General features: G+C 32.1%; 23 protein-coding genes and 2 pseudogenes. 2 read left to right on the top strand and 23 right to left on the bottom strand.

Annotated features, from left to right (window positions below; genetic code table 11):
* Positions 1–74: 74 nt before the first annotated feature.
* The 5 genes from N3C_RS01465 to N3C_RS01445 all read right to left on the bottom strand — a co-directional run bounded on the left by N3C_RS01465 (position 75) and on the right by N3C_RS01445 (position 4,614).
* Positions 75–416, bottom strand: coding sequence for a hypothetical protein (locus N3C_RS01465; protein ID WP_074364296.1), 342 nt, complete (start codon positions 414–416; stop codon positions 75–77).
* A gap of 506 nt (positions 417–922) precedes the next feature.
* Positions 923–1,315 (bottom strand): hypothetical protein, encoded by a 393-nt coding sequence (locus tag N3C_RS01460; RefSeq protein WP_074364295.1) that lies wholly within the window; start codon positions 1,313–1,315, stop codon positions 923–925.
* Between the two features lie 354 nt (positions 1,316–1,669).
* Positions 1,670–2,119 carry a hypothetical protein gene (locus N3C_RS01455; RefSeq protein ID WP_074364294.1) on the bottom strand — a complete coding sequence of 150 codons (450 nt, stop codon included), beginning with the start codon at positions 2,117–2,119 and terminating at the stop codon, positions 1,670–1,672.
* A 12-nt stretch (positions 2,120–2,131) separates the two neighbouring features.
* Complete coding sequence (locus N3C_RS01450) at positions 2,132–3,751, bottom strand: thiamine pyrophosphate-binding protein (RefSeq protein WP_074364293.1); 1,620 nt, start codon at positions 3,749–3,751, stop codon at positions 2,132–2,134.
* 470 nt (positions 3,752–4,221) lie between these two features.
* Positions 4,222–4,614 (bottom strand): hypothetical protein, encoded by a 393-nt coding sequence (locus N3C_RS01445; protein WP_074364292.1) that lies wholly within the window; start codon positions 4,612–4,614, stop codon positions 4,222–4,224.
* A gap of 382 nt (positions 4,615–4,996) precedes the next feature.
* Here N3C_RS01445 and N3C_RS01440 point away from each other — a divergent pair, with 382 nt between their 5' ends.
* Positions 4,997–5,749 carry a glucose 1-dehydrogenase gene (locus N3C_RS01440; RefSeq protein WP_074364291.1) on the top strand — a complete coding sequence of 251 codons (753 nt, stop codon included), beginning with the start codon at positions 4,997–4,999 and terminating at the stop codon, positions 5,747–5,749.
* A gap of 93 nt (positions 5,750–5,842) precedes the next feature.
* Here N3C_RS01440 and N3C_RS15375 read toward each other — a convergent pair.
* From N3C_RS15375 to hisJ, 3 genes and pseudogenes are all read right to left on the bottom strand, one after another.
* A pseudogene (locus N3C_RS15375) lies at positions 5,843–6,106 on the bottom strand (metal-sensitive transcriptional regulator); the annotation flags it as partial.
* A 27-nt stretch (positions 6,107–6,133) separates the two neighbouring features.
* Positions 6,134–6,397: pseudogene (locus N3C_RS15230) on the bottom strand (metal-sensitive transcriptional regulator); the annotation flags it as partial.
* 66 nt (positions 6,398–6,463) lie between these two features.
* Positions 6,464–7,273 carry a histidinol-phosphatase HisJ gene (gene hisJ / locus N3C_RS01425; protein ID WP_074364290.1) on the bottom strand — a complete coding sequence of 270 codons (810 nt, stop codon included), beginning with the start codon at positions 7,271–7,273 and terminating at the stop codon, positions 6,464–6,466.
* A 157-nt stretch (positions 7,274–7,430) separates the two neighbouring features.
* Between hisJ and N3C_RS01420 the strand changes: the two genes are divergently transcribed.
* A complete protein-coding gene (locus tag N3C_RS01420) occupies positions 7,431–7,847 on the top strand; it encodes a hypothetical protein (RefSeq protein WP_074364289.1) in 417 nt (138 codons plus the stop codon).
* Between the two features lie 372 nt (positions 7,848–8,219).
* Here N3C_RS01420 and aspS read toward each other — a convergent pair whose 3' ends face one another.
* The 15 genes from aspS to tgt form a co-directional block, all read right to left on the bottom strand.
* The gene (gene aspS, locus N3C_RS01415; protein ID WP_074364288.1) at positions 8,220–10,001 is read right to left on the bottom strand and encodes an aspartate--tRNA ligase; all 1,782 of its coding nucleotides are present in this window, start codon (positions 9,999–10,001) and stop codon (positions 8,220–8,222) included.
* A gap of 19 nt (positions 10,002–10,020) precedes the next feature.
* On the bottom strand, positions 10,021–11,268 hold the full coding sequence (hisS, locus tag N3C_RS01410) for a histidine--tRNA ligase (RefSeq protein ID WP_074364287.1): 1,248 nt from the start codon (positions 11,266–11,268) through the stop codon (positions 10,021–10,023).
* 12 nt (positions 11,269–11,280) lie between these two features.
* The gene (locus N3C_RS01405) at positions 11,281–12,714 is read right to left on the bottom strand and encodes a coproporphyrinogen III oxidase (RefSeq protein ID WP_074364286.1); all 1,434 of its coding nucleotides are present in this window, start codon (positions 12,712–12,714) and stop codon (positions 11,281–11,283) included.
* Positions 12,715–12,734: 20 nt separating this feature from the next.
* Positions 12,735–13,343, bottom strand: a complete 609-nt coding sequence (locus N3C_RS01400; RefSeq protein ID WP_074364285.1) for an MBL fold metallo-hydrolase — start codon at positions 13,341–13,343, stop codon at positions 12,735–12,737.
* A gap of 9 nt (positions 13,344–13,352) precedes the next feature.
* Positions 13,353–13,802, bottom strand: coding sequence for a D-aminoacyl-tRNA deacylase (gene dtd / locus N3C_RS01395; RefSeq protein WP_074364284.1), 450 nt, complete (start codon positions 13,800–13,802; stop codon positions 13,353–13,355).
* A gap of 10 nt (positions 13,803–13,812) precedes the next feature.
* The gene (locus tag N3C_RS01390; protein ID WP_074364283.1) at positions 13,813–15,999 is read right to left on the bottom strand and encodes a RelA/SpoT family protein; all 2,187 of its coding nucleotides are present in this window, start codon (positions 15,997–15,999) and stop codon (positions 13,813–13,815) included.
* 110 nt (positions 16,000–16,109) lie between these two features.
* Positions 16,110–16,628 carry an adenine phosphoribosyltransferase gene (locus N3C_RS01385; RefSeq protein ID WP_074364282.1) on the bottom strand — a complete coding sequence of 173 codons (519 nt, stop codon included), beginning with the start codon at positions 16,626–16,628 and terminating at the stop codon, positions 16,110–16,112.
* Positions 16,629–16,702: 74 nt separating this feature from the next.
* Complete coding sequence (locus tag N3C_RS01380; protein WP_074364281.1) at positions 16,703–17,572, bottom strand: DHH family phosphoesterase; 870 nt, start codon at positions 17,570–17,572, stop codon at positions 16,703–16,705.
* 127 nt (positions 17,573–17,699) lie between these two features.
* Complete coding sequence (secF, locus tag N3C_RS01375) at positions 17,700–18,584, bottom strand: protein translocase subunit SecF (protein ID WP_074364280.1); 885 nt, start codon at positions 18,582–18,584, stop codon at positions 17,700–17,702.
* Between the two features lie 5 nt (positions 18,585–18,589).
* Positions 18,590–19,849: a protein translocase subunit SecD gene (secD, locus tag N3C_RS01370; protein ID WP_074364279.1), complete on the bottom strand. Its 1,260-nt coding sequence runs from the start codon at positions 19,847–19,849 to the stop codon at positions 18,590–18,592.
* A gap of 67 nt (positions 19,850–19,916) precedes the next feature.
* A complete protein-coding gene (gene scfB / locus N3C_RS01365) occupies positions 19,917–21,287 on the bottom strand; it encodes a thioether cross-link-forming SCIFF peptide maturase (protein WP_074364278.1) in 1,371 nt (456 codons plus the stop codon).
* A gap of 161 nt (positions 21,288–21,448) precedes the next feature.
* On the bottom strand, positions 21,449–21,586 hold the full coding sequence (gene scfA, locus N3C_RS01360; RefSeq protein ID WP_074364277.1) for a six-cysteine ranthipeptide SCIFF: 138 nt from the start codon (positions 21,584–21,586) through the stop codon (positions 21,449–21,451).
* A 71-nt stretch (positions 21,587–21,657) separates the two neighbouring features.
* Positions 21,658–22,026 carry a TIGR04086 family membrane protein gene (locus tag N3C_RS01355; protein WP_074364276.1) on the bottom strand — a complete coding sequence of 123 codons (369 nt, stop codon included), beginning with the start codon at positions 22,024–22,026 and terminating at the stop codon, positions 21,658–21,660.
* Between the two features lie 65 nt (positions 22,027–22,091).
* Entirely contained in the window at positions 22,092–22,415 is a 324-nt protein-coding gene (gene yajC / locus N3C_RS01350; protein ID WP_074364275.1) for a preprotein translocase subunit YajC, read from the bottom strand.
* 41 nt (positions 22,416–22,456) lie between these two features.
* Positions 22,457–23,587, bottom strand: coding sequence for a tRNA guanosine(34) transglycosylase Tgt (tgt, locus tag N3C_RS01345; protein ID WP_074364274.1), 1,131 nt, complete (start codon positions 23,585–23,587; stop codon positions 22,457–22,459).
* Positions 23,588–23,614 lie beyond the last annotated feature (27 nt).

Below are 23,614 nucleotides of genomic sequence, written 5' to 3'. Positions count from 1 at the left end.
GTTCTGAACTACTGTTTAATAGATGCTGTATCCTTATCTAAATTAATATTATTTATAGTAGATTATATTGTTAATTAATGTTTTTTCAATTTTTCTTCCAGTAAACCTATCCTTTTCTTCAACTCTTCAATTTCCTTTTCTACTCCATTCTTTTGTGAGTTTTGATCCTCTTGTAATTGTCCTTGACCAGCGGCAGTTAAAATATTTGTACCAACATTAACAAGAAAATTTCCAAGAGAGTTTTGCTGATTTAAGGTTAAATCATCTAACAAAAGGATACCTATTATAGAAGAAAGTAGCGAAAACTGCTTTGGCGGCAGAGAAAAGAAGAGCTCTACTAAAGGATTTTTAGGGTCATTGTTGCATCCATCATTTAAATTATTATTTAAGCCTCCCTTACTATTTTTACTTACCATCTTTCTTGCTCCTTCATTTGATTAAAATAAATAATAGAGCTAATCATAAAAAATATATCTACAAAAGGCTATATTCTTAATATATGTTCACTTAATTGGTAAGTGATAAAATGAAGCAATAGAATATAAACTCAAGCTAAAAATCCTTCTATACATTTTGGAATATTCATGAATAAACTACTCTTTTTCATAATATAACTACTATATTAAATATTATTCATTATCTACTATGATAATTTAGTAAAAGGGGATTTATTATGTGGGTAATATCATTGCCACAATTTCTATTTCATGTTTTTATTCTAGCATTAGTATTATATGTTATTTTTGTCGAAACACCTAACTTTATATTTGAAGTAATTGATAGAATAAAAAAATAAGGATATACATAAGAACACATCTTATAAATATTTTTTCTCCAGTTTTTATATAAATGTAATTAATTTAAAAAATCCTTATACAAGGAAGTAAAAAAGGAACACCTTCCAAGATGTTCCTTTTTTAACTTAAAATCCTTGAGATTTTAACCATTCTTCAGCTTCTTCTACACTACTGAATACATTAGGAGCCACACCTATTGCTTTTCCAGATCTGTTCATTTGTAATTTTAAAACAGCACTGTCCATTACTAATGCTCCAACAGCCATTCCATGTTCTATGCAGTATACATTGTGAGCATTCATTTCATCCACATTACTTGTCATTTGATAATTTCGTAGGTCACAAAGTTTTGCCCACTTCTTGCCTTCTAATAGAGGAATTACCTTTGTACGATAATCATCATCAAGTCTCTTTACCGCTTCTGCTGTAAATAAGCCTTTATTATGGATTTGATACACCACGTTTCTCTTAGTATCAACTTTGATTTCGTACAATCCTTCCCTGTCCTTAATTATCATTGTTTCATCCCCCTTATAAAGTACATTTTTTAATTTAATAATATTTTTATTTAAACAAATTATAAATTACAGATATATTATACGTTTTTTTTTTATCATTGCCAATATCTTTCTTCAAAATAATACATTTTTAATCTAAAATTAACACTTTAGTTCTTATAATATAATTATATTATTTTATTACATTTAAGTTCCTTTATTACTTTATGGTACATTTTGTAATATTATTAGTGATAAAGAATGCAAATTAACAACCATATTTTTTAAAGAAGATACTAAAAAATTATATGAATAAGCTTAGGGAAGCAAAATAATAAGAGGATAGAGTAAACCTTACCCTATCCCCTTATGTTATTAACTCAATAAGCCAGAATTTATTATCAAATCATTATATTTTTTCACTATTTTCTCACATAAAGCTCTCTTTTCTTCGGTGTAATCATAGTAGCTATTTAATACTGGCATAACTATTATAGCTATAGCTTCGTTTTTGTCAATTATTGGTATTGCATATATGGCCTTAATATTAAAAGCTTTAAAACAAGTAGCATTTCTGCTATCTTTATCAAGATTATTTACATAAATGCTTTTTCTTGTTTCTTTCATTTCTTTAAGTAAAGCATCTTTTTCTATCTCCACAGGAGAAGTTGAATGAAACTTCTTCCACGCCTCTAATCCTATATCATCTGTGTCGTTCTTATATACTGGTACTATAATTTTATCTGTCATCTTATGACAGGCAAATTCATCAGTACCTAATACAGCCTTAAGTTCTGCAAATAGATCATCTAGTACTTTATACATAATTTTCCCCCTTTATTTGCTTTTCATAACATTAACTCTATCAGTATCTATGAACACTTCACTACCATCAGTAATTACTTCAACTACAAGTGGAGAGGTTCTATTGACCATAAGATCTTTTATATCATAAATTTGATTTACTTCTGTTATTTGTACCGTTTCTATACCCATCGCTTCCGTAATTGGCTTAATGCTACCCTGCAAAAAGTGTAATTTTCCAGCACCAGGTCTACCAAAAACTGCAGCAGTACCATTCTTTACAAGAGCCATCATAGAGTTATTTATAATAAAGTAAATAATAGGCATATTATACTCTTTAGCAGTTATTATGTCCATACCATTCATATAGAAGGCACCGTCCCCTACAATTGTAACATAGGTTCGGCTTTTATCAGCTAAATATGAGCCCATAACCCCTGCCACAGCAGTTCCCATGCAGGCATAGTTAATACTTGTTTGGAAGATGACATCTTCTCTAATAGGCATGTACTTAAATGCATAATTAAAAAATTCACCCATATCACAAACTATAGTGCTATTTTTAGGAAGCACCTTAGGGAATTGCTCAAATAGCAATCTCAAAGATACTCCTGTATGGTCTTTTACATAAGGTTTATTCATTTCAGGCTTAACAAAACCAGTTTCCTTCGGAGAAACATTTTCTATAATCTTCACAACTGCTTTTTTTAGATCATAATATACTGATATATCCTCTTTAAAGACCTTATTAAATTCTCTTTTATCCCAATCTATTCTTATAACCTTTCTATCTCTAACAAGGACATCTTTATAATCTCTTGTAGCTGTTTGTCCTAAAGAACTACCTAGAACCAATACACAGTCTAACTGCTCATTTTCTACATACTCTACAGCACCGTCAGCAGTACAGAAACCATAGTTTCCTATATAATAAGGGAAGTCTGTATTTACAACCCCTTTTCCATTTGGTGTAGATATTATACCCCATTGAAGTTTTTCACTTAATTCCTTAACTTCCTTAGATATACCTTTTGCTCCCCTACCAACTAATATTAATCCTTTTTTAGCTTTATTTATTTCTGCTATCGCCTTATCTAAAGCTTCATCGTCATATTCTGCTGCCGGTATTGTTGATTTTATATCAATATTGCCATCAAACTGTCCTAATGGAATGTCCGTTGGTATTACCACCATAACTGGGCCACATGGTGGTGTCATAGCAATATCTATAGCCTTTTGTAATTCTACAAACACTTCCTCTTCTTTAGTAATTTTATATGAATGTTTACATAATACTTTCCCTATTGATACATTGTCAAATTCCTGTATAGCGCCTTTACCGGAATAAGCTTGTCTTACATCACCACTTATGATAAGCATAGGTACTTTATTTCTATTAGCATCAGCTATTCCATTAATACCATTGTTTACGCCTACTCCTCCCGCAAGCAAGCAAACCCCTAATTTATTACTTGTATCTGCATATTTTGATGCTGAATATGTGGCTCCTGCTTCATTTTTAGTAATAATATATTCTATTTTACTGTCATTTAAACTATCATGTATTGCTGCAAAAGTGCTTGCAGGTATACCAAATATATATTTTACTTCATTCTTCTCTAATAATCTTACTATTCCATCAGCTATCCTCATAAAATTTATCCTCCAATATGTTGTCTTTAAAATACTAGTCATTAAATAATAAAGATTAATTATTAAAGGTTATACATACTATAAATTATAAATAATAATTTAGAAAATAAAAAAGAAACACCTTTTCAGATGCTCCTGCTACTATGTGCTATATGCAGTAGGCATTTTGAGCGCTCATCTCATCAACATTACTTATGATATCAATATTAATTCTATATAATCTTACTCATTTTTAATTGCTACCACTCCCCTTATAATGTAATTGATTTAAATTGCTAATAATTAGATATGTATAAAATATCTACTACAGCTATATTATATGTTTTTTTTCAACTGTTGCCAATAATATTTAGTAAAATAATCCATTTTCAATAACATATTATCAATTGCTTTTTTACTTTTATCATATAAAAACATATCAATATTATTATTTTGAAAAAAGGAACACCCTTTCAGATGCTCCTTTTACATTAAAATCCCTGAGATTTTAACCACTTCTCAGCTTCTTCTACACTGCTGAATATATTAGGTTCAAGATTTACTGCTTTTCCTGATCTGCTCATTTGCAATTTTAAAACAGCACTATCCATCACTAACGCCCCTGCAACCATCCCATGTTCTATGCAGTATGCATTATGAGCATTCATTTCATCAACATTACTTGTCATTTGATAATTTCTCAGGTCACAAATTTTTGCCCACTTCTTTCCTTCTAATAGAGGAATTACCTTTGTACGATAGTCATTATCAAGTCTCTTTACCGCTTCTGCTGTAAATAAGCCTTTATTATGGATTTGATACACCACGTTTCTCTTAGTATCAACTTTGATTTCGTACAATCCTTCCCTGTCCTTAATTATCATTGTTTCATCCCCCTTATAAAGTATTTTTTTCTAGGCTTTTTAATATTTAACTATGTATAGAATATCAGGAACTATTATATTATATGACAATTCTAAGCAATTTTCTATATTTTATTATAATTTTTTTACTTTTTAATCATAATTTGATTTTTATCAAATCATGATATTAAAATTCCAATATTGACACCCTGTTTTGTAATCGTTTGTATTGACAAAATATTAACAATGTGTTATAGTTAAATTAATCTAAATAGTCTATATTAATCCAAATTAAATTTTATTAAATATTAATTATTAGTTAATTATGTATCTTTCTACTCTAAACTTTATAAAAAATAACCATCTTAATGGTTTATTTATATTTTAATATGGAGGTATCTATATGAAGCTTTTAGGTAAAGTAGCTATTGTTACAGGCGCAAGTGCAGGTATGGGACGAGCTATAGCTCTTCTATTTGCAAAGGAAGGTGCTTCAGTTGTAGCAGTGGCAAGAAGAAAAGAAAGACTTGATGAACTAGTTGAAATTGCTAAAGAATATGAAGGATCAATATTAGCTTTTCAAGGAGATGTTTCCAAAAAAGAAGATAACGAAAAAATGATAGACTTTGCTGTAGAGAAATTCGGGAAACTAGATATACTGGTGAATAATGCTGGTATAATGGATGAAATGATGCCTGTAGGAGAAGTGGAAGATGAATTATGGAATAAGGTAATGTCTGTAAATTTAAACGGTCCCTTCTATGCTTGCAGAAAAGCTGTTAACTTAATGGTTAACCAGGGAAGCGGAAATATAATTAACGTAGCTTCAATAGGCGGATTAAATGGATGTAAAGCTGGAGCTGCATATACTGCTTCAAAGCATGCTTTATTAGGATTAACTAAAAACATTGCCTTTATGTATGCTGATAAAGGTATAAGATGTAATTCAATTTGTCCCGGTGGCGTATCTACAGAAATTGAAGTTGCAAATCCTAGTCAGATGGGCTTTGCAAGAGCTAAACTGGGTATGGCTAGCATGCCAAGATTCGGTTCTGCTGATGAAATCGCAACTGTTGCTTTATTCCTTGCTTCTGATGACTCTAGCTTCGTTAATGGAGCAGCCATTGTTGCAGATGCTGGTTGGACAGCCTGTTAAATAAATTAGCATTTGACAAAAATAAATATATTAAGACAATCCATGATTTATCTAAAAAAATATAATGACTCCTTATAATTCAGGAGTCATTATTTATTTTAAAAAAGATAACATGGTGGATATTAAGTCATCGATATTCTTGTTTGTAACTTCCTCGTCATCAGTAATTAAACAGCTTTGCGCATAATTTTCTACTAATAAAACCCCTACTTCATTAATATTCTCCCTAACTGAAGCAAACTGAACAAGAATATCCTGGCAACAACTTTCAAATTGAATCATCTTTTCTATGCCTTCTACCTGACCTTGTATTTCTTGAAGCTTTTTAACGATTTCTTCTTTTAAATTTTCAGAGCTAGTTTTTCTTTCCTTAATATTACCGCTTCTTAAAAATAAAAGCAAGGTAGATACAAGTCTCTCCATATTTTTACTGGTATCTTCACTAGTTTCACCAATCATGCAGTTCTTTGCAAAATTCTTAAGAAGCAATGCCCCAGCCTTATTATTTGCTGCTCTAACCGCGGCTATTTGCACAAGGACATCTCTACAGCATACTTCTCCTGACACCATTTTTTCAATCCCTTTTACCTGTCCTTGAATTCTTCTCAGTCTTACCACTATATCTTTTTTTAAATTCTCCTTTTTCATATCTTCCTCCGTTATACCTATACCCCGTATATATTGTATTAATTATATCATTTTACTATGTTTACTTCAACTTACAATTGAAGAGCAGAAGTCTTTTCCCACATCGGAAGCGGAATGAGAATCTGATCCATATACCATCCTAATGTCATATTGCTTTGCTAAGTCCAAAAATACACCAGAAGGATATGTTTCTCCACATCTATTCTTTCTTAAACCAGCAGTGTTGTAATCTATTTCATAATCTCTTGCCTTTATTTCATTTACTATTTCTTCTATCAAATCAATATTCCTGTACTCCAATGGAAAATCCAAATTGAACTTTCTAACTAAAGTAGGATGGCCTATACGTTTAGGTTTAAAAGTACCCAAATCTGCTTTAATGGATTTTAATAAAGTTTCATAGTATTTGCTATAAACCTTATCCACTCCTCCTAGTTTTTCAACCATTCTACCAAATTCTTCAGAACTAAAATCCACTGCTAAATATTCATCCTCAACCTTAAGAAAATGTACTGAAAGGATGGAATCTTCCAAGAAACTTCCATATTTATCAAGTAACTTAGTTATCTTTTTTTCATATCCTTCTACATAATCCACTTCTAAACCAATATTAATTTTAATTTTATCTTTATATTTATTTTTTATAAAATCTAGTTCTTTAAAATATTCTTCAATAACCTCCTCTGTAGGAGAACATTCACTTAAAAATGCAGAATCCATAAAATTTCCTGGCAAAGGCATATGTTCCATAAAGCTTATTTCTTTTAATCCAATTTCCAAAGCTCTATTTACATAAAGATCAAAAGAATCGTCGGTACCATGAGGACAATAAGGTGAATGAATGTGACCATCTTTAAGAATATTTACTGAATTCATAGCTAACTCCTTACTTTAATATAATCTTCTTCACTATTTTATTATAGTATTTTTAAATTTTACAGATATATTTCATAAACATTACATAGAGTTACAGTATTTTCGCTTATGTATAAAATAACAAACCTTAGGAACACTATTTCTAAGGAGGTATAGAATGAAGAGCAAGTTTTTTGTTATACTTTTATATTTTCTTGTTTTAGTATTACTATTATGCTTCGAGATATTAAGAAGTTCTACTCTTGCACTTGAATCCAATAATAAAATTGCAAGCGTATTTAATCCTATAGAAAAAAGAGCTTTTCCTCCTTATGATGCTGTATTTGATAAATATCGTATACCTCATTTTAGAGTATTTTTTTGGGTTCCTAAGAGCGCAAAAGAATTAACGCCATATGCAGATCCTGGTATAAACACCAAAGTTTTGAACCATGGTTCTGTAGAAAATTGGTCTGTGGTTAAAACTAATACTTACAAAGACAATGAACAATTAGTATTTATATATGTACCAAAAAGCTTTGTTATTTTTTATGGAAAAGGCTTTGAAAATGTTATTCATTTAAACTATAAATAATAGAATTCCCTTCAACAATGGCCAAATATGGCAAGGTCACAAAGGGTCTTATAGTTTTATTAAAATAATGTAATGAATTAATCTTCTTCATCCTAATCCACCATTAATAGAGTAAGTTATCTCTATCTGTCCCTACACTCCAATTTTCTCCTTCTCCATTTTATTAATACCGTAACCAATAATATATCTTATTATCTACTGTAGCCTTTCTAAGCTTCTTTAATAATTTCATTACTTTTAAATCAATAAGTATATTTATATAAATTATACCTGTTATTAATACCATGGGGAATAAAAACTTTTGATACATAAAAAAAGTGCCGCTAAAATAGCGACACTCTTATGCTACAATTTCAATAAACTACTATATGTTTATTTATTTTCAGCTATGTTTATACCAAGCTCTGTAAGCTGTTTTTCATCAACTACATTAGGAGCTTCAGTCATTGGATCAAAGGCATTTTGGTTCTTAGGGAATGCTATAACATCCTTTATGTTATCACGGTTAGTTAAGAACATTATCATTCTATCAAAACCAAAGGCTAATCCACCGTGTGGTGGTGGTCCAAACTTGAAGGCCTCTAGTAAGAAACCAAATCTTTCCCATGCGCTTTCTTGAGTAAAACCTAAAACATTAAACATTTTTTCCTGAAGCTTAGTATCGTGAATTCTAATACTTCCGCCGCCTAATTCTTCACCGTTAAGTACTAAGTCATAAGCCTTAGCTCTAACCTTTGATGGATCAGTATCTAAGTATTCAATGTCTTCATCCATAGGCATAGTGAAGGGGTGATGTTCAGCCACATATCGTCCTTCTTCTTCATCATAGGTTACTAATGGGAATTCTGTTATCCAAACAAAGTTAAATTCTTTATTATCTTTTAATATTTCTAGCTTCTTAGCAACTTCTAATCTTAAAGCACCTAGAGCAGTTAATACTATCTTATTTGTATCGGCCACTATAAATACTAAATCTCCTACTTTAGCTCCCATAGCATTTAATATTTCCATAACTTTTTCGTCGCCAAGGAATTTGCTAATAGGTGATTTAACCCCCTCTTCCTTGTAGGCTATCCAAGCTAAGCCCTTTGCTTTATAAGTCTTAACAAATTCACCAAATCTATCTATATCCTTTCTTCCCATAGATGCAGCATTGTCAACCTTTATAGCTCTAACGGATCCCTTATTTTCTATAGCATTTCTAAATACTGCAAAGTCAGTATCCTTTACTATATCTGTTATATCTGTTATTTCCATACCAAATCTTAAATCAGGCTTATCTGAGCCGTACTTTTCCATAGCTTCCTTATATGGCATTCTTCTTATTGGGGTTTGAACATCGTAATTTAATATTTCTTTGAATACCCTTTTAATTAAGCCCTCATTTAAGGTCATAACATCCTCTGCATCTACAAAGGAAAGTTCCATATCTACTTGGGTAAATTCAGGCTGTCTGTTGGCTCTTAAGTCTTCATCTCTAAAACACTTTGTTATTTGGAAGTATCTATCAAAGCCTGATACCATTAAAAGTTGTTTAAAGAGCTGTGGTGACTGTGGAAGAGCATAAAACATTCCCGGATAGTTTCTGCTTGGTACTAGATAGTCTCTTGCTCCTTCCGGTGTACTCTTTGTTAGTACAGGTGTCTCTATTTCTAAAAAGCCATTTTCATCAAGATAATCTCTGATTATCTTAGCGCATTTGTGTCTAACCATAAATATGTTTTGCATATCTGGTCTTCTTAAGTCCAAGTATCTATACTTCATTCTGATATTTTCAGCAGCATCAAGGTTTTCCTTTATATATATTGGTGGTGTTTCAGATTCTGATAGTATCTTAATTTCTTCACCCTTTAATTCAAATTCTCCAGTTTTCATATTTGGATTCACAGATTCTCTTCTTGCAAGTATTCCTGTTACTGCTATACAGTATTCAGACTTAACATTATCAGCCTTTTCAAAGGCTACTTTGTTTATTTCCTCACCAAATACTACTTGAAGTATTCCTGATCTATCTCTTAAATCAACAAATATAAGACCTCCAAGATTTCTTTTTCTTTGAACCCATCCCATAACGGTTAAGCTTTTACCTAAGTTTGCCTCAGTAACATCACCGCAGAGTAAGCTTCTTTTTAATCCATTTAATGTTTCTGCCATCTAGTTTTACCTCCTATTATTATCCGTTGATTATTTCAACTAGTGCATCATAGTCCTCTATATTTATATCAGTAGTGCTTCCGTCTTCCATTTTCTTTAAACGGGCTACCTTTTTCTCTAATTCATCTTCTCCTAATATAAGTGAGTATCTAGTGCCTAATTTATTAGCGTACTTCATCTGAGCCTTTACACTTCTACCCATATGATCGCAATCGCATTTTATTCCTCTTTTTCTCAATTCAAAAGCCATCTTTAATGCTTGGTAGGAGGCTTTTTCTCCCATAGAACCAATATACAATTGTATTTGATCAGGCTTAGGAATCTCTATTCCTGCTGCCTCTAAGGTCATAATAAGACGTTCTAAGCCCATACCGAAGCCTACCGCCGGCATAGAAGGCCCTCCTATTTGCTCTATTAGATAATCATAACGGCCTCCACCACATACTGTTAAATTATAATTTATAATTTCAAATACAGTTTTGCTGTAATAATCTAAACCTCTAACTATATATGGATCTACCTTATAAGGAATACCCATTGCTTCTAAATATCCCTTAAGTTTTTGCATATGATCCTTACAATCATCGCATATGTAATCTAAAATTACTGGTGCTTCCTTAGTTATAACCTTGCAGCTTTCTTCCTTACAATCCAATATTCTCATAGGATTCTTTTCATATCTGCTATTGCAGGTTTTACATAGCTTATCTAAATTTTCCTTTAAATAAGCTTTCAAAGCCTCATTATACTTCTTTCTACATTGCGGACAACCTATGCTATTAATATGAAGTTCTAGGTTTGTCAAACCTAGCTCACTAACAGCTCTCATAGCAAGACTAATTACTTCTGCATCTAAAGATGGAGCTGGAGCTCCAAATACTTCTATACCAAATTGGTGATGTTCTCTGAATCTACCCTTTTGAACATTTTCATAACGGAATACTGGAGTAAAATAAAATAATTTAGTTGGTTGAGCCTCACTATATAAACTACTTTCTACAAAGGCTCTAACGGCAGGAGCTGTACCTTCTGCCTTTAGAGTTATGCTTCTGCCACCCTTGTCTTCAAAAGTATACATCTCCTTTTGAACTACGTCTGTAGTTTCTCCTACCCCTCTTATAAACAACTCCGTTGCTTCGAAGGCAGGAGTTCTTATTTCCCTACAGCCATACTGCTCTGCAATATTCTTTAATTTTCCTTCTACATATTGCCACTTATAAGACTCTTGAGGAAGTACATCTTTTGTACCCTTTTGTGCCTGTATCATATCTAAACCTCCTTAAATCTTGAATGCGGTATCAAGGAGAGCTATTTTTCCATTAATAAGTTCATCTATTCTTTTTACATACTCTCCAACATCTTTTAAATTTGCATACCTTTCAATTCTGTTTTCTTCATGGAAAACAACTTTAGTAGCAGCATCTGCTCCTAAGGCTATAATTGTTTGATTTTCTTCCATGATTTTAATGTTATAAATACATTCTAGGCCCTTTTTAGTATAGCCTATATTCTCCATATTTCCTACCATATTTTTTTGTCTATAAAGATAATAGGGAATCATACCTAGTTCATCAGCGGTTTTTCTTGTATGATTAAACATTTTGTTAAGTTCTTCTATTTCAAGCTTATTTGAATATTCATTATTTACTAAGGCTTCATGAAGCTTAGATGCACGCTTTATAGACATTCCATGAACAGTAAGACTTTCCGGTTTTAGCTTTTCTATTTCCTTGCAAGTATTTTCTATTTCCTCAATACCTTCACCTGGTAGCCCCACTATAATATCCATATTAATATTATCAAAGCCTAAGCTTCTAGCCAAATTATATTTTTCTTTAATGCTATCCACTGTGTGAATTCTGCCTATGGCTTTTAGAGTTTTATCATTCATACTCTGAGGATTTATACTTATTCTTGTAACCTTATACTGCTTCATTGTTAATAGTTTTTCTTCTGTTATACTATCCGGTCTTCCTGCTTCTACTGTAAACTCTTTAACTTTAAAATCCTTCACAAAGGCTTCATATATATTTTTCATAATATAGGAGAATTGAACATTATTAACGGAGGTAGGCGTACCTCCTCCAAAATAAACAGTTTCTATAGATAACTTATTTTCTCTTATATACTTTGACATTGCCCATATCTCTTTATTTAGTGCTTCTAAATAGGCCTCTACTAATTTTTCTTTACCATTAATTCCATTTGCTGCAAAAGAACAATAGGCACATCTAGTAGGACAAAATGGCATTCCAATATATACACTAATATTTCTTTTATCGTTATGAAGATATTCTTCTTGGTTTTTTGCCACTTCATAACATAATTTTGCCTTTTCCTCCGAAGTTTGATAATGCTCCTTATAATAATGGATTACATCACATAATTCATATTCATTTTTAATTAACTTTGCAGCAATTTTTGTCGGCCTAATGCCTATTAAGGTCCCCCAGGGATGAGTAACACCGGTTTTTTGTGCAAAAAAATTATATAGGGCCAATTTTATATTCTCTTTTATGGAGTATTTTTCCTTAATGTTATAGTTATAACTATCTTCTTTACCCTCAATAATAATACTTTCATCATTAATTGTTATTGAATAGTCTATAGAGTCCTCTGTATATTTCACATCCTCATAAGGATAAAAGATCTTAACAATCTGAAAAACATCATATTTATACTTATCATTATTTATGCTTAAATTTATGCTCATTTTATCTCTCCGTTAATCAGTTAAAAAAAAGGATTATATTGTTCTTCTTCACCGATAGTAGTTTCTTCACCATGACCTGGCAACACTGTAGTATTATTAGGTAATACCATTAATTTGGTTTTTATACTATTTACAAGTGTTCTATAATCTCCACCATAAAAATCTGTTCGGCCAATACTCCTATAAAATAAAGTATCACCACTAAACAGCATACCATCTACATAAAAACAAACTCCTCCTGGTGTATGTCCTGGAGTTTTAATGCAAGTTATTTTATTTCTTCCAAGTTCAAATACAGTATCTTCTGTAATAAAATCCTTCAAAGATCCATCATAGTCTTCCATATAAAATAATTCATTATTATTAAAATGTATTAAGTCATAATCTTCTTTTGTCACATATACCGGTACCTTATACTTATTTTTCAAAGCTACTACTGCTCCGGTATGATCAAAGTGACCATGGGTTAGTAAAATGTATTTAGGCTTTGCCTGATTTTCTTCTAAGGCAGCAGTTAATCTCTCCTCATCTCCACCGGGATCAATTATGGCTGTTTCCTTTGAATCTTCGTCAATAACAATATAGCAATTAGTTTCAAGAGGACCTGCTGGAATTCTTAATACTTTCATATAACCCTCCTAAAAATTCTTTTTACTATCTATAAGAAGAGTAACGGGACCATCATTAACTATATTTACTTCCATATTGGCACCAAAAACTCCCGTTTGTACTGTAAGCTCTTCTTTCTTGCACTCCTCTACAAAAGCTTCATACAATTTATTTGCTTCTTCCCCAGAGAGTGCTTCCATAAAATTAGGTCTTCTGCCCTTTCGACAGTCTCCATAAAGAGTAAATTGAGATACTATTAAAAGTTCTCCACCTATATCTTTTAGTGAAAGATTCATTTTTCCCTCACTATCCTCAAAAATTCTTAAATTAATTAATTTATCTTTTGTATATATTATATCTTCCATAGTATCATCTTTAGATATACCTATGAGAACCATAATACCTTTTCCTATTTCACCAACAATAGCTCCACCAACTTTTACGTTGCTACTGGTCACTCTCTGAACTACTGCTCTCATTTTCTCACCTCTAACTTCTCGTTCTGAATACTTCTACCACTCCATCTAATCTTCTAAGTTTTTTCATCAAATCTTTTAACTCTTCTATATCTATAATCTTTAACTTGATATTTATTATAGCATATCCACCCTTTGAAGTTTTTGCGTTCAAAGCATGGAGGTGAATTTTACAATCTGTTATTAGCATCATTATATCAGATAAGATACCATCCCTATCTTCAGCTCTAATTTGTATCTCCGCAATATATCCGTTAGATTTGCTTCCAGTCCAGCTTACTTCAACTATCTTATTATCTGTATCCTGTAAAAGGATTTCTGCATTTTTGCAATCCTTTCTATGAATTGACACTCCTCTTCCCTTTGTAATATAACCAATTATAGGGTCACCAGGTACAGGATTGCAGCATTTTGCAAATCTAACCAAAACATTTGAAAGCCCTTTAACGGTGATGCCATAATCATTAGTTTTCTTACGGGTCTTAGAAGACTTTGCAATTTGCTCTTCGATATTTCTTAATGCGGTAACATTATCTACTGTCCCTTGCTTTTCTTCTTTATAGGCTTCCTTTAGCATTGTAACTACATTAGCTGCTATTAGTCCTCCCATACCAACGGCAGCGTATATATCATCAATAGCATTAAAATGATATTTCTTAAGCAATTTTTCAAGAGCTTCACCTTTGGCAACTTCACCAAAATTAAAACCCTGTCTCTTAGCATCCTTTTCTAGAAGTTCTTTACCCTTACTAATATTTTCATCTCTTTTAGCTCTTTTAAACCAAGCTCTTATTTTGCTTTTAGCTTGATTGCTCTTAGCAATATTTAGCCAATCCATATTAGGACCTTTTGGAGCAGTGGAAGTTAATACTTCTACTATTTGTCCTGTTTTTAAAGGATAATCCAAAGGTACCATCTTTCCATTTACCTTTGCACCAATACAACGATTCCCTATATCTGTATGTATTTTATAAGCAAAATCTATAGGTGTAGCTTCCGCAGGTAAATCTATTACTGCACCCTTAGGGGTAAAAACAAATATTTCATCAGAGAAGAGATCAATTTTAAAGGCTTCCATGAATTCCTCTGCATCGGAAGTTTCCCTCTGCCATTCCAACATATCCCTAAGCCAGGACAATCTCTTATCAATATCGCTTTCATTCATCACGCTGCCCTTTTCTTTATACTTCCAATGGGCTGCTATACCATATTCTGCTGTTTTATGCATTTCAAAAGTTCTTATCTGAATTTCAAAGGGTTTACCCTGAGGGCCTATAACTGTGGAATGAAGTGATTGGTACATGTTAGGTTTAGGCATAGCTATATAATCTTTGAATCTTCCAGGTATAGGCTTATACATAGTATGAACTATACCTAGAGCTGCATAGCAATCCCTAATAGTTTCTACCAAAATTCTTACTGCGGTCAGGTCAAATATTTGATCGATGGTTTTGTTTTTATTCACCATTTTTCGATAAATGCTATAGAAATGCTTTGGTCTACCATCTATTTCAGCTCTAATATTAGATTTAATTAGATTTTCTTGTAACTGCTCTACAATTGATCTAATATAAGCTTCTCTTTCTACTCTTTTTTCTGCAACTTTTTTCACCAAATCATAATATTCTGCTGGATTTATATATCTAAAAGCCAAATCCTCTAGTTCCCATTTTATTTTTGATATTCCAAGTCTATGGGCTAAAGGTGCATATATATCAAAGGTTTCCTTCGCGGTTTCCTTTTGTTTTTCTACAGATCTATATTTTAAAGTTCTCATATTATGAAGTCTGTCTGCTAATTTAATTATAATTACCCTGATGTCTTTTGTCATAGCCAATAACATTTTTCTAACATTATCAGCCTTCTGTTCCTCTTTACTCTTATATTGTATTTTACTAAGCTTAGTAACTCCTTCAACAAGATCTGCTACCTCAACGTTAAATTCTCTTTTTACATCTTCGTAGGTATATTGAGTATCTTCAACAACATCATGGAGCAGCCCTGCTGCTATAGTATTACTGTCCATGCCCATTTCAGCTAAAATACAAGCAACTTCTGTAGGATGAGTAACATAAGGTTCCCCGGATTCTCTTTTTTGTTCCTTATGGGCTTCATTGGCAAAATTATACGCTTTTTCAATGATCTCCATATTCGCATTTGCACAATTTTTATCAACAATATCTAATAATTTCTGCAGCATAAGGTTACTCTCCTCTGTTATAAACTTTCCTTTAAAGTCAATGGCTGGTTAGTCAACCAGCCATCATTTTTTTCTATTATATAATAATGAGTACTTTTTTTCAATTATTTTTAAACATCATATTGAACAAGTGAATTTATATTGTATTTCTGAAGTTTATCTCTTCCTTTTAATTCTGTCAACTCTATTACAAATTCCATGGCTGCTACTTCTCCACCAGCTAACTCAACTAATTTTGCTACAGATTCAATAGTACCGCCAGTAGCCAAGAGATCATCTACTACAGCTACTCTCTGTCCTGGCTTTATAGAATCCTTGTGTATTTCTAGACAATCACTACCATATTCCAAATCGTATTCAATCTTTACAGTGTCATAAGGTAATTTTCCATTTTTTCTTACAGGAACAAAACCTACACCGAGAGCATAAGCCACTGGAACACCAAATATAAAACCTCTAGCCTCTGGACCTACAATTAAATCGATATTTTTATCCTTTAAGTCTTCAACTATTGCATCGATTGCATATTTTAATCCTTCAGCATCTTGTATTAAGGTAGTAACATCTTTAAAACTAATACCTTCCTTTGGAAACCCTTCAATAACTCTTATTTTACTTTTCAAATCCATTCTTATTCCCCCAAAATTATATTTATATATAGTAAAGTTATGTTTCTGTAAAGGAAACTATAAAATAAACCTTACTAATAAGCAATTAGTTCATTATCAAACTTACAAACTTCCTTGATTAAATATTTAGCTATTTGCTCAGCTCTATATCCGTCATTGGTGGTAAATAATTCCACTGCAATTTTCGCATTGTCCATTTTACCAATAACATTAGTAGTGGGTGTTATACTCCTTGCCAGTTTATATACACTTTCTACTGATATTCCATCTATATTATGCACTTTCAGCAGGGCCTTGATACCATAATTTCTAGTCTTACTAATTTGCTTAAGACCATCCACTACGAAAATTTCATTTTCATCTATAATAGGCTTTTCGGAAGCTAATGTACCTATTAATACCAAGTCTCTATATTTTGCAGCATACTTCATTTCGTAATACATAGAGAGGGCTTGTGCTAGCTTATAGCTTAAACCACTATTGGACAGTTCTTTAAATTTATATAAACAATCCTTTTGGTTTGGATTAATGGTTATAGTCTTTGTATCTTGAATATCATTACTATTATTTAAAACCACTATATCTATACCCATACCATTACAAAGTTCCAATTGAGAAGGAGACTGCACATCGCATCCAACAGTAATTACAAGCTTAGCTCCTAAAAAGTTTATATGATTCTTGATAGTGTCAGTAACTAATGTTTCCTCTTTACTATCTTGGATATAATACTCCACATCTGCATTTAAATATTTAAAAAGCAAAAAAATCAAAGAGACTCCGCAGATAGCATCGGCATTGCAGGCTCCGTATATGACAATTTTCTCTCTTTCATTAATAGCTTTAACTGTCCTTTCCAACGCTTTACTCATATCCTTCAAAAAAAAGGGATTATATGTAGATAAAAAGTTAGGATAATTAAAAGCCTCCAAAAACCTAGACATAATTAACCCTCCAATAATTATAGAAAACACTATTATTATATAAGATAATTGGGTTTTTGACAATTTATTTTCGAAGAAAAAAAGAGAAACCTCAAATAGGCTTCTCTGAAGGTGCCTTTTCATACTATTATGCAGTAGCCACCTTTTTCTTTTTACTTATATTCTTAAATATTACCCATAAAGGACTTGCTATGAATATTGAAGAATATGTACCAGCTATCACTCCTGCAATTATAGGAAGAGAAAACTCTCTAACAGAGGGGACAAAAATATACACCGCTGTGATAGTTAACAAGGTAGTTAATGAGGTATTAATAGATCTCCTCATTGATTCATTTATACTTATATCAGCTATCTCAGCAACAGTTTTTCCTCTAAGTTTTTTGGAATTTTCTCTTATTCTATCAAATATAACTATAGTATCATTAATGGAATAACCAACTATGGTTAATATTGCAGCAATGAAAGATGCATTAACTGATATACGAAGGACTGCATATAAGCTTATTGTTATAAGTACATCATGTATAAGAGCAATGATGGCAGCTAATCCAAATTTAAGATCTTTAAATCTGAATCTTATGTATATCAGCATAAATAATGCTGCTACTAAAAGAGCTACAAGAGCATTACGTGTTGTCTCTTTTCCAATAGATGCATCTATATGCTTTACATCTACTAAGGCAGTATCATCTAAACTATATTTTTCTTTTATTTCATTAAATAACTCTGTTGCTTTTTCATTATCTAATTGATTAGATTGTATTTCTATCTGAGTTTCATTTACTGTTCTTGATGGAGTTCCTGTTGAATATTTATTTATTATGTTATCTATTTCTGCCTTATCTGCAGTTTTACTTGCTTCTCCTAGCTCTATTCTAACTACAGTTCCACCACTAAAGTCTACACCTGTATTTAATCCCTTATTTAATATAAAAAATATTAACCCTATGGCTATCAGAGTAAGAGAAATTCCGAACCATAGCTTTGTTTTTTCAACAACTTTCAGCATGTGCATTACCCCCTCTTTACTCCGAAGTATGATGTTTTATTTAAGAACCCGGCATTATAGGCCATATTTATTAAAGTCTTTGTTACAGTTATTGCAGTGAACATACTGATAACTACACCTATGGTTAGGGTTAAAGCAAAACCTTTAACACCACCGGTACCTATGCTAAATAAAGCGATAGCTGCAATAATTGTAGTTATGTTAGAGTCTATAATTGAGCTCATAGCCCTATTAAAGCCTGCATCTATAGAAGACTTTACAGATTTCCCCTTTTTCAATTCTTCCTTAATTCTTTCAAAAATCAAAACATTGGCGTCTACAGCTATACCTATTGTTAATATCAAGCCTGCTATACCTGGTAAAGTTAATACTACGCCAAATACAACAAAGGCTAACAATACCAATAAAATGAAAACAGTTAAAGCTAAATCTGCTAACAAACCTGGTACTCTATAGAAAATAAGCATAAATAAGAATACTAAGATAATTCCTACAGCTCCTGCCTTTAAACTTTGTGGTATAGCGGCGTCACCAATTGTTGGTCCTACTGTATTAGTTTCAACATTTTTTAAGGTAACTGGTAATGCACCAGACTTAATAATACTTGCTAACTTTTCAGCTTCTTCATAGGAGCTCATACCAGTAATACTTGCTTCTCCATTTGTTATATGAGCCTGAACCACTGGAGCAGAAACTACTTCATCATCCATTTTAATTGATATGATTTTTCCAATATATTTTTCTGTGGCATCTGCGAATTTCTGCTTACCTGAATCATTTAATTGAAGACTTACTACTGGTTGATTCAAACTATCCATCATTACTGATGCATCCTTAACATCAGATCCAGTTATAACTACTGTTCCGTCTTCCGCTTCAAAGACAAGCTCTCCTGCTTTACTTAGCATTTCAACCATTTCATTTGAATCATACTGTCCAGGGATCTCTACTCTGATTCTGTTATTACCTTCCTTAGCGATAACGGTTTCTGAAACCCCTAAGTTATTAATTCTCTCTTCAAGTACAACCATTGTTCTATCAACGGCATTTTCATCGCTGGATTGTGACGTTGCTTCTAATAATATGCTAACACCACCTTGTAAATCCAAACCTCTTTTTAAAACCTCGCCAAAGGATTGTACTCTGTAACCTGCAACATCAGGGCTACCGAACATACCTAAAACAGCAAAGGATCCTATTAATAAAACACAAATGATAAAGATTACAACACTAGTTGCTTTTGTTCTCTTCTTTTTTATCTTCATCTTTCTCCCCCTCTGAACGCTTCATAGGATTAATTATATTACTCAAGAAATTTTTAGTCAATAACTGTTAATTGTATTGTTTTTCTTCATAAGCACATTTGAGTGCAATAGCACATTCCAAACGTTTCTTTGTTATCTTACATCCTAGCTCATAGGGTATATGGATATCCTTATTAAAGTTATAATTATTAGCTTGACATCCTCCACTGCAGTAGAATCTTGCCCAACAACCTCTGCAATTTGGTTTATTATATATGTGAGCAGTCTTAAATTCATGAGATAATTCTTCATTAAAGCCCTCTTGGAAAAGATTACCTAACTTAAAATCTTGGTTTCCTACAAATTGGTGGCATGGATAAATATCTCCTTCTGGAGTTACAGCCACATATTCATGTCCTGCTCCACATCCACTTATTCTTTTATATACACAAGGTCCACCATTTAAATCTATGGCAAAATGATAGAATTTAAATTCTTTATCTGTGCCTATTCTTTCTTTCATATCTGCTACTAGTTTATCATAAGAATCAAAGATTACTTCCAAATCCTCTTCTCTCAATGAAAGGGGATCATTATCTGGTAAAACTACTGGTTCAATAGAAATCTCCTTAAAGCCTTCATTAGCTAAAGCAATTACATCCTTATAGAAATCTGTGTTATTTCTAGTAAAGGTTCCTCTAGCATAGTATTGCTTGTTCTTATCACGACGTTCCACCATCTTCTTTATTTTAGGAAGTATGCTATCATAACTACCGCTACCATCATATCTAACTCTGACCTTATCGTTTACTTCCTTTCTTCCATCTATAGACAATACTATATTCCCCATATTTTTATCTATATATTCCATTATTTCATCTGTTAATAAAGTAGCATTGGTGGTCATAGTGAATCTTATATTTTTATTGTATATCTTTTCCTGCTCCTTTGCATATTCAACGATTTCCTTAATGGTATCAAAGGCTAACAAAGGTTCTCCACCAAAAAGGTCTATTTCTATATTTTTTCTAGGACCTGAATTTTTTATTACAAAGTCTACTGCTTTTTTACCAACTTCAGGACTCATTAACATTCTACGTCCCTTGTATTCCCCTTCTTCTGCAAAGCAATATTTACACTTTAAATTACAGTCATGAGCTATATTAAGACACATAGCTTTAATGAAAGACTTTGATTTATCATTTAATGCTATATCTTCGTATCTATCACCTGAATAAAGCATTTCTTCATCTATAAGATGTTGTAATTCAGCAAAGGCTTCTTCAAGCTCTTCCTTCTTGTATTTATCACTGAGTTTTTTTATAGTTTCCTCTTTATTTGGTATATTATCTTCATCTAAAATATCATAAATAAGCTCGTCTACTATATGAACGCATCCTGAATTTACGTCCACTACATAGTAGTCTTCTCCTTGAATAAACTTATGTATTAGAGCCAAAGTTACATCCTCCTAACAAAATAATGTATATAGCATTGTATAATATTGCTTACAAAAACTATTTATGAACAAATAAAATGTGCAACAAAAAGGTTGCACATGAAATAAGCAGTAACCAAAGGGAGTTAAATCCCTTCTATTGTTACTGCCGTCTCATGATTCTAGTTTTCACATGCTAAATTAGCAACGGTGCAAGAAGTCTTGCAAGCTGACTGACAGGAATTAGTACATTCTTTGCAACCAGGCTTTGCTAAACTATTTTTTAAACTTGCTTTATTCACTGTTCTTATATGTTTCACCTTCTAGCCCTCCATTCCAAAAAACACTTCAATTACATTATAACACATAAACTTGTTTAAATAAAGTATTTCTATATATTAATACCAAGCATACCTGATAAAGCCCCTACTAAAATAGCTATTAACAATCTTAACAACTCTGTAGTTCCAAAAGAAAAGTTCTTAAAAAGCAAGGCAGATAATATGTATATTAGTGACATGTACAAAACAGCTACTAATATACCTACAAGCCAACCATTCCTATTATTTTTTCTTGCTGAATAAATAGCTCCATATACAACACTAAGACAGGTAGCAACTACATAATATACAGAAATAAATTGAGTGCTTACCTCTTTAAAAGTCATAATAATACTAAATACTACAAGCAATACAATAGTTATTAAAACAGCTCTAAAAACCCCCATGGAAACCTTTGTAAAGAAAGCTCTTTGCTCCATGAATAAACACCTCCTATCTAATAATTATCTATGTAGATGGAAGGTGTTTTAGTACTAGTATAAACTTATTTCTTAACTTTTTTATTCTCGTTTTTTTCTTCTGTTTTGCTTTCTATCTTACTTTCATTAATTACATGAGAAATTCCTTGCTTTGAAAGCTTAATTCTAGCTCTATCTGGGCCAGTTTGAAGCAATATGTAATCCTCTTCTATACTAGTGATTTTACCAATTATACCACCCTTAGTCATTATTTCATCATTTAGCTTCAATGAATTAATCATTGCGTTATATTTTTTCTTCCTTCTATTTTCAGGAATAAAGACCAAGAGATAAAACATAGCAAGCATTAACACTACTGATAGAATCAATGCTCCTAAATCTCCTCCCATTGTTTCATCCTCCTTAATATAAAATTTTTATCTAATTAATTCTAGCCCTTTTGGCTAAATTGTTCAACCATTTTATCCTTAAATTTATAAAATTCATCATTCTCTATGGCCTTTCTTATGTCTTCCATCAATTTATTATAAAAATATAAATTATGTAGTACACATAAGCGCATAGCTAACATTTCCTTAGCTTTAAATAGATGTCTTATATAAGCTCTACTATAGTGTCGACAGGCTGGACATTCACAGCCTTCATCTATAGGTTTTGAATCCAGCTCGTATTTTGCATTCATAAGATTTATCTTTCCAAATTGGGTAAATACATGGCCATGTCTACCGTTTCGTGCTGGCAGTACACAGTCAAAAAAGTCCACACCTCTGGCAACCCCTTCTAAAATATTAATAGGAGTTCCTACCCCCATTAGGTATACCGGCTTATCTTCCGGTAAATTAGGCACTACTGCATCTATAATTCTATACATTTCCTCATGAGTTTCTCCTACCGCTAGGCCACCAATAGCATAACCGTCAAGATTTAATTTTGCTATTTCCTTTGCATGGGCTATTCTTATATCCTCGTAAACTCCACCTTGATTTATACCAAAAAGCATCTGCTTTTTATTGATGGTAGTGTCAAGAGAGTTTAATCGATTCATTTCGTCTATGCATCTATGTAACCATCGGGTAGTTCTTTCTACAGACCTTTCCACATAATCTCTAGGAGATGGATTAGGAATACATTCATCAAAAGCCATAGCAATGGTTGAAGCTAAATTGCTTTGAATTCTCATGCTTTCCTCAGGGCCCATGAAAATTCTTTTCCCATCGATATGAGAATTAAAATATACCCCTTCTTCTTCTATCTTTCTAATACCAGCTAGAGAAAACACTTGGAAACCACCGGAATCTGTAAGTATTGGTCTATCCCAATTCATAAATTTATGAAGTCCTCCCAACTTATGAACCACTTCATCTCCCGGTCGTAGATGTAAGTGATAAGTGTTTGAAAGCTCCACCTGACAGCCTATTTCCTTTAGATCCATAGAAGATACAGCCCCTTTAATTGCTGCAAGGGTACCTACATTCATAAATACTGGTGTTTGAATAGTACCATGTACCGTCGTAAAGGTTCCTCTTTTTGCCTTTCCTTCTTTTTTTAATATTTTAAACATACAAATCACATCCTTTGTTAATGAATG

Source organism: Clostridium sp. N3C (assembly GCF_900095445.1).
Taxonomy (GTDB): Bacteria; Bacillota; Clostridia; order Clostridiales; family Clostridiaceae; genus Clostridium_AU.
This window is presented reverse-complemented; position numbering and strand designations above follow the sequence as displayed.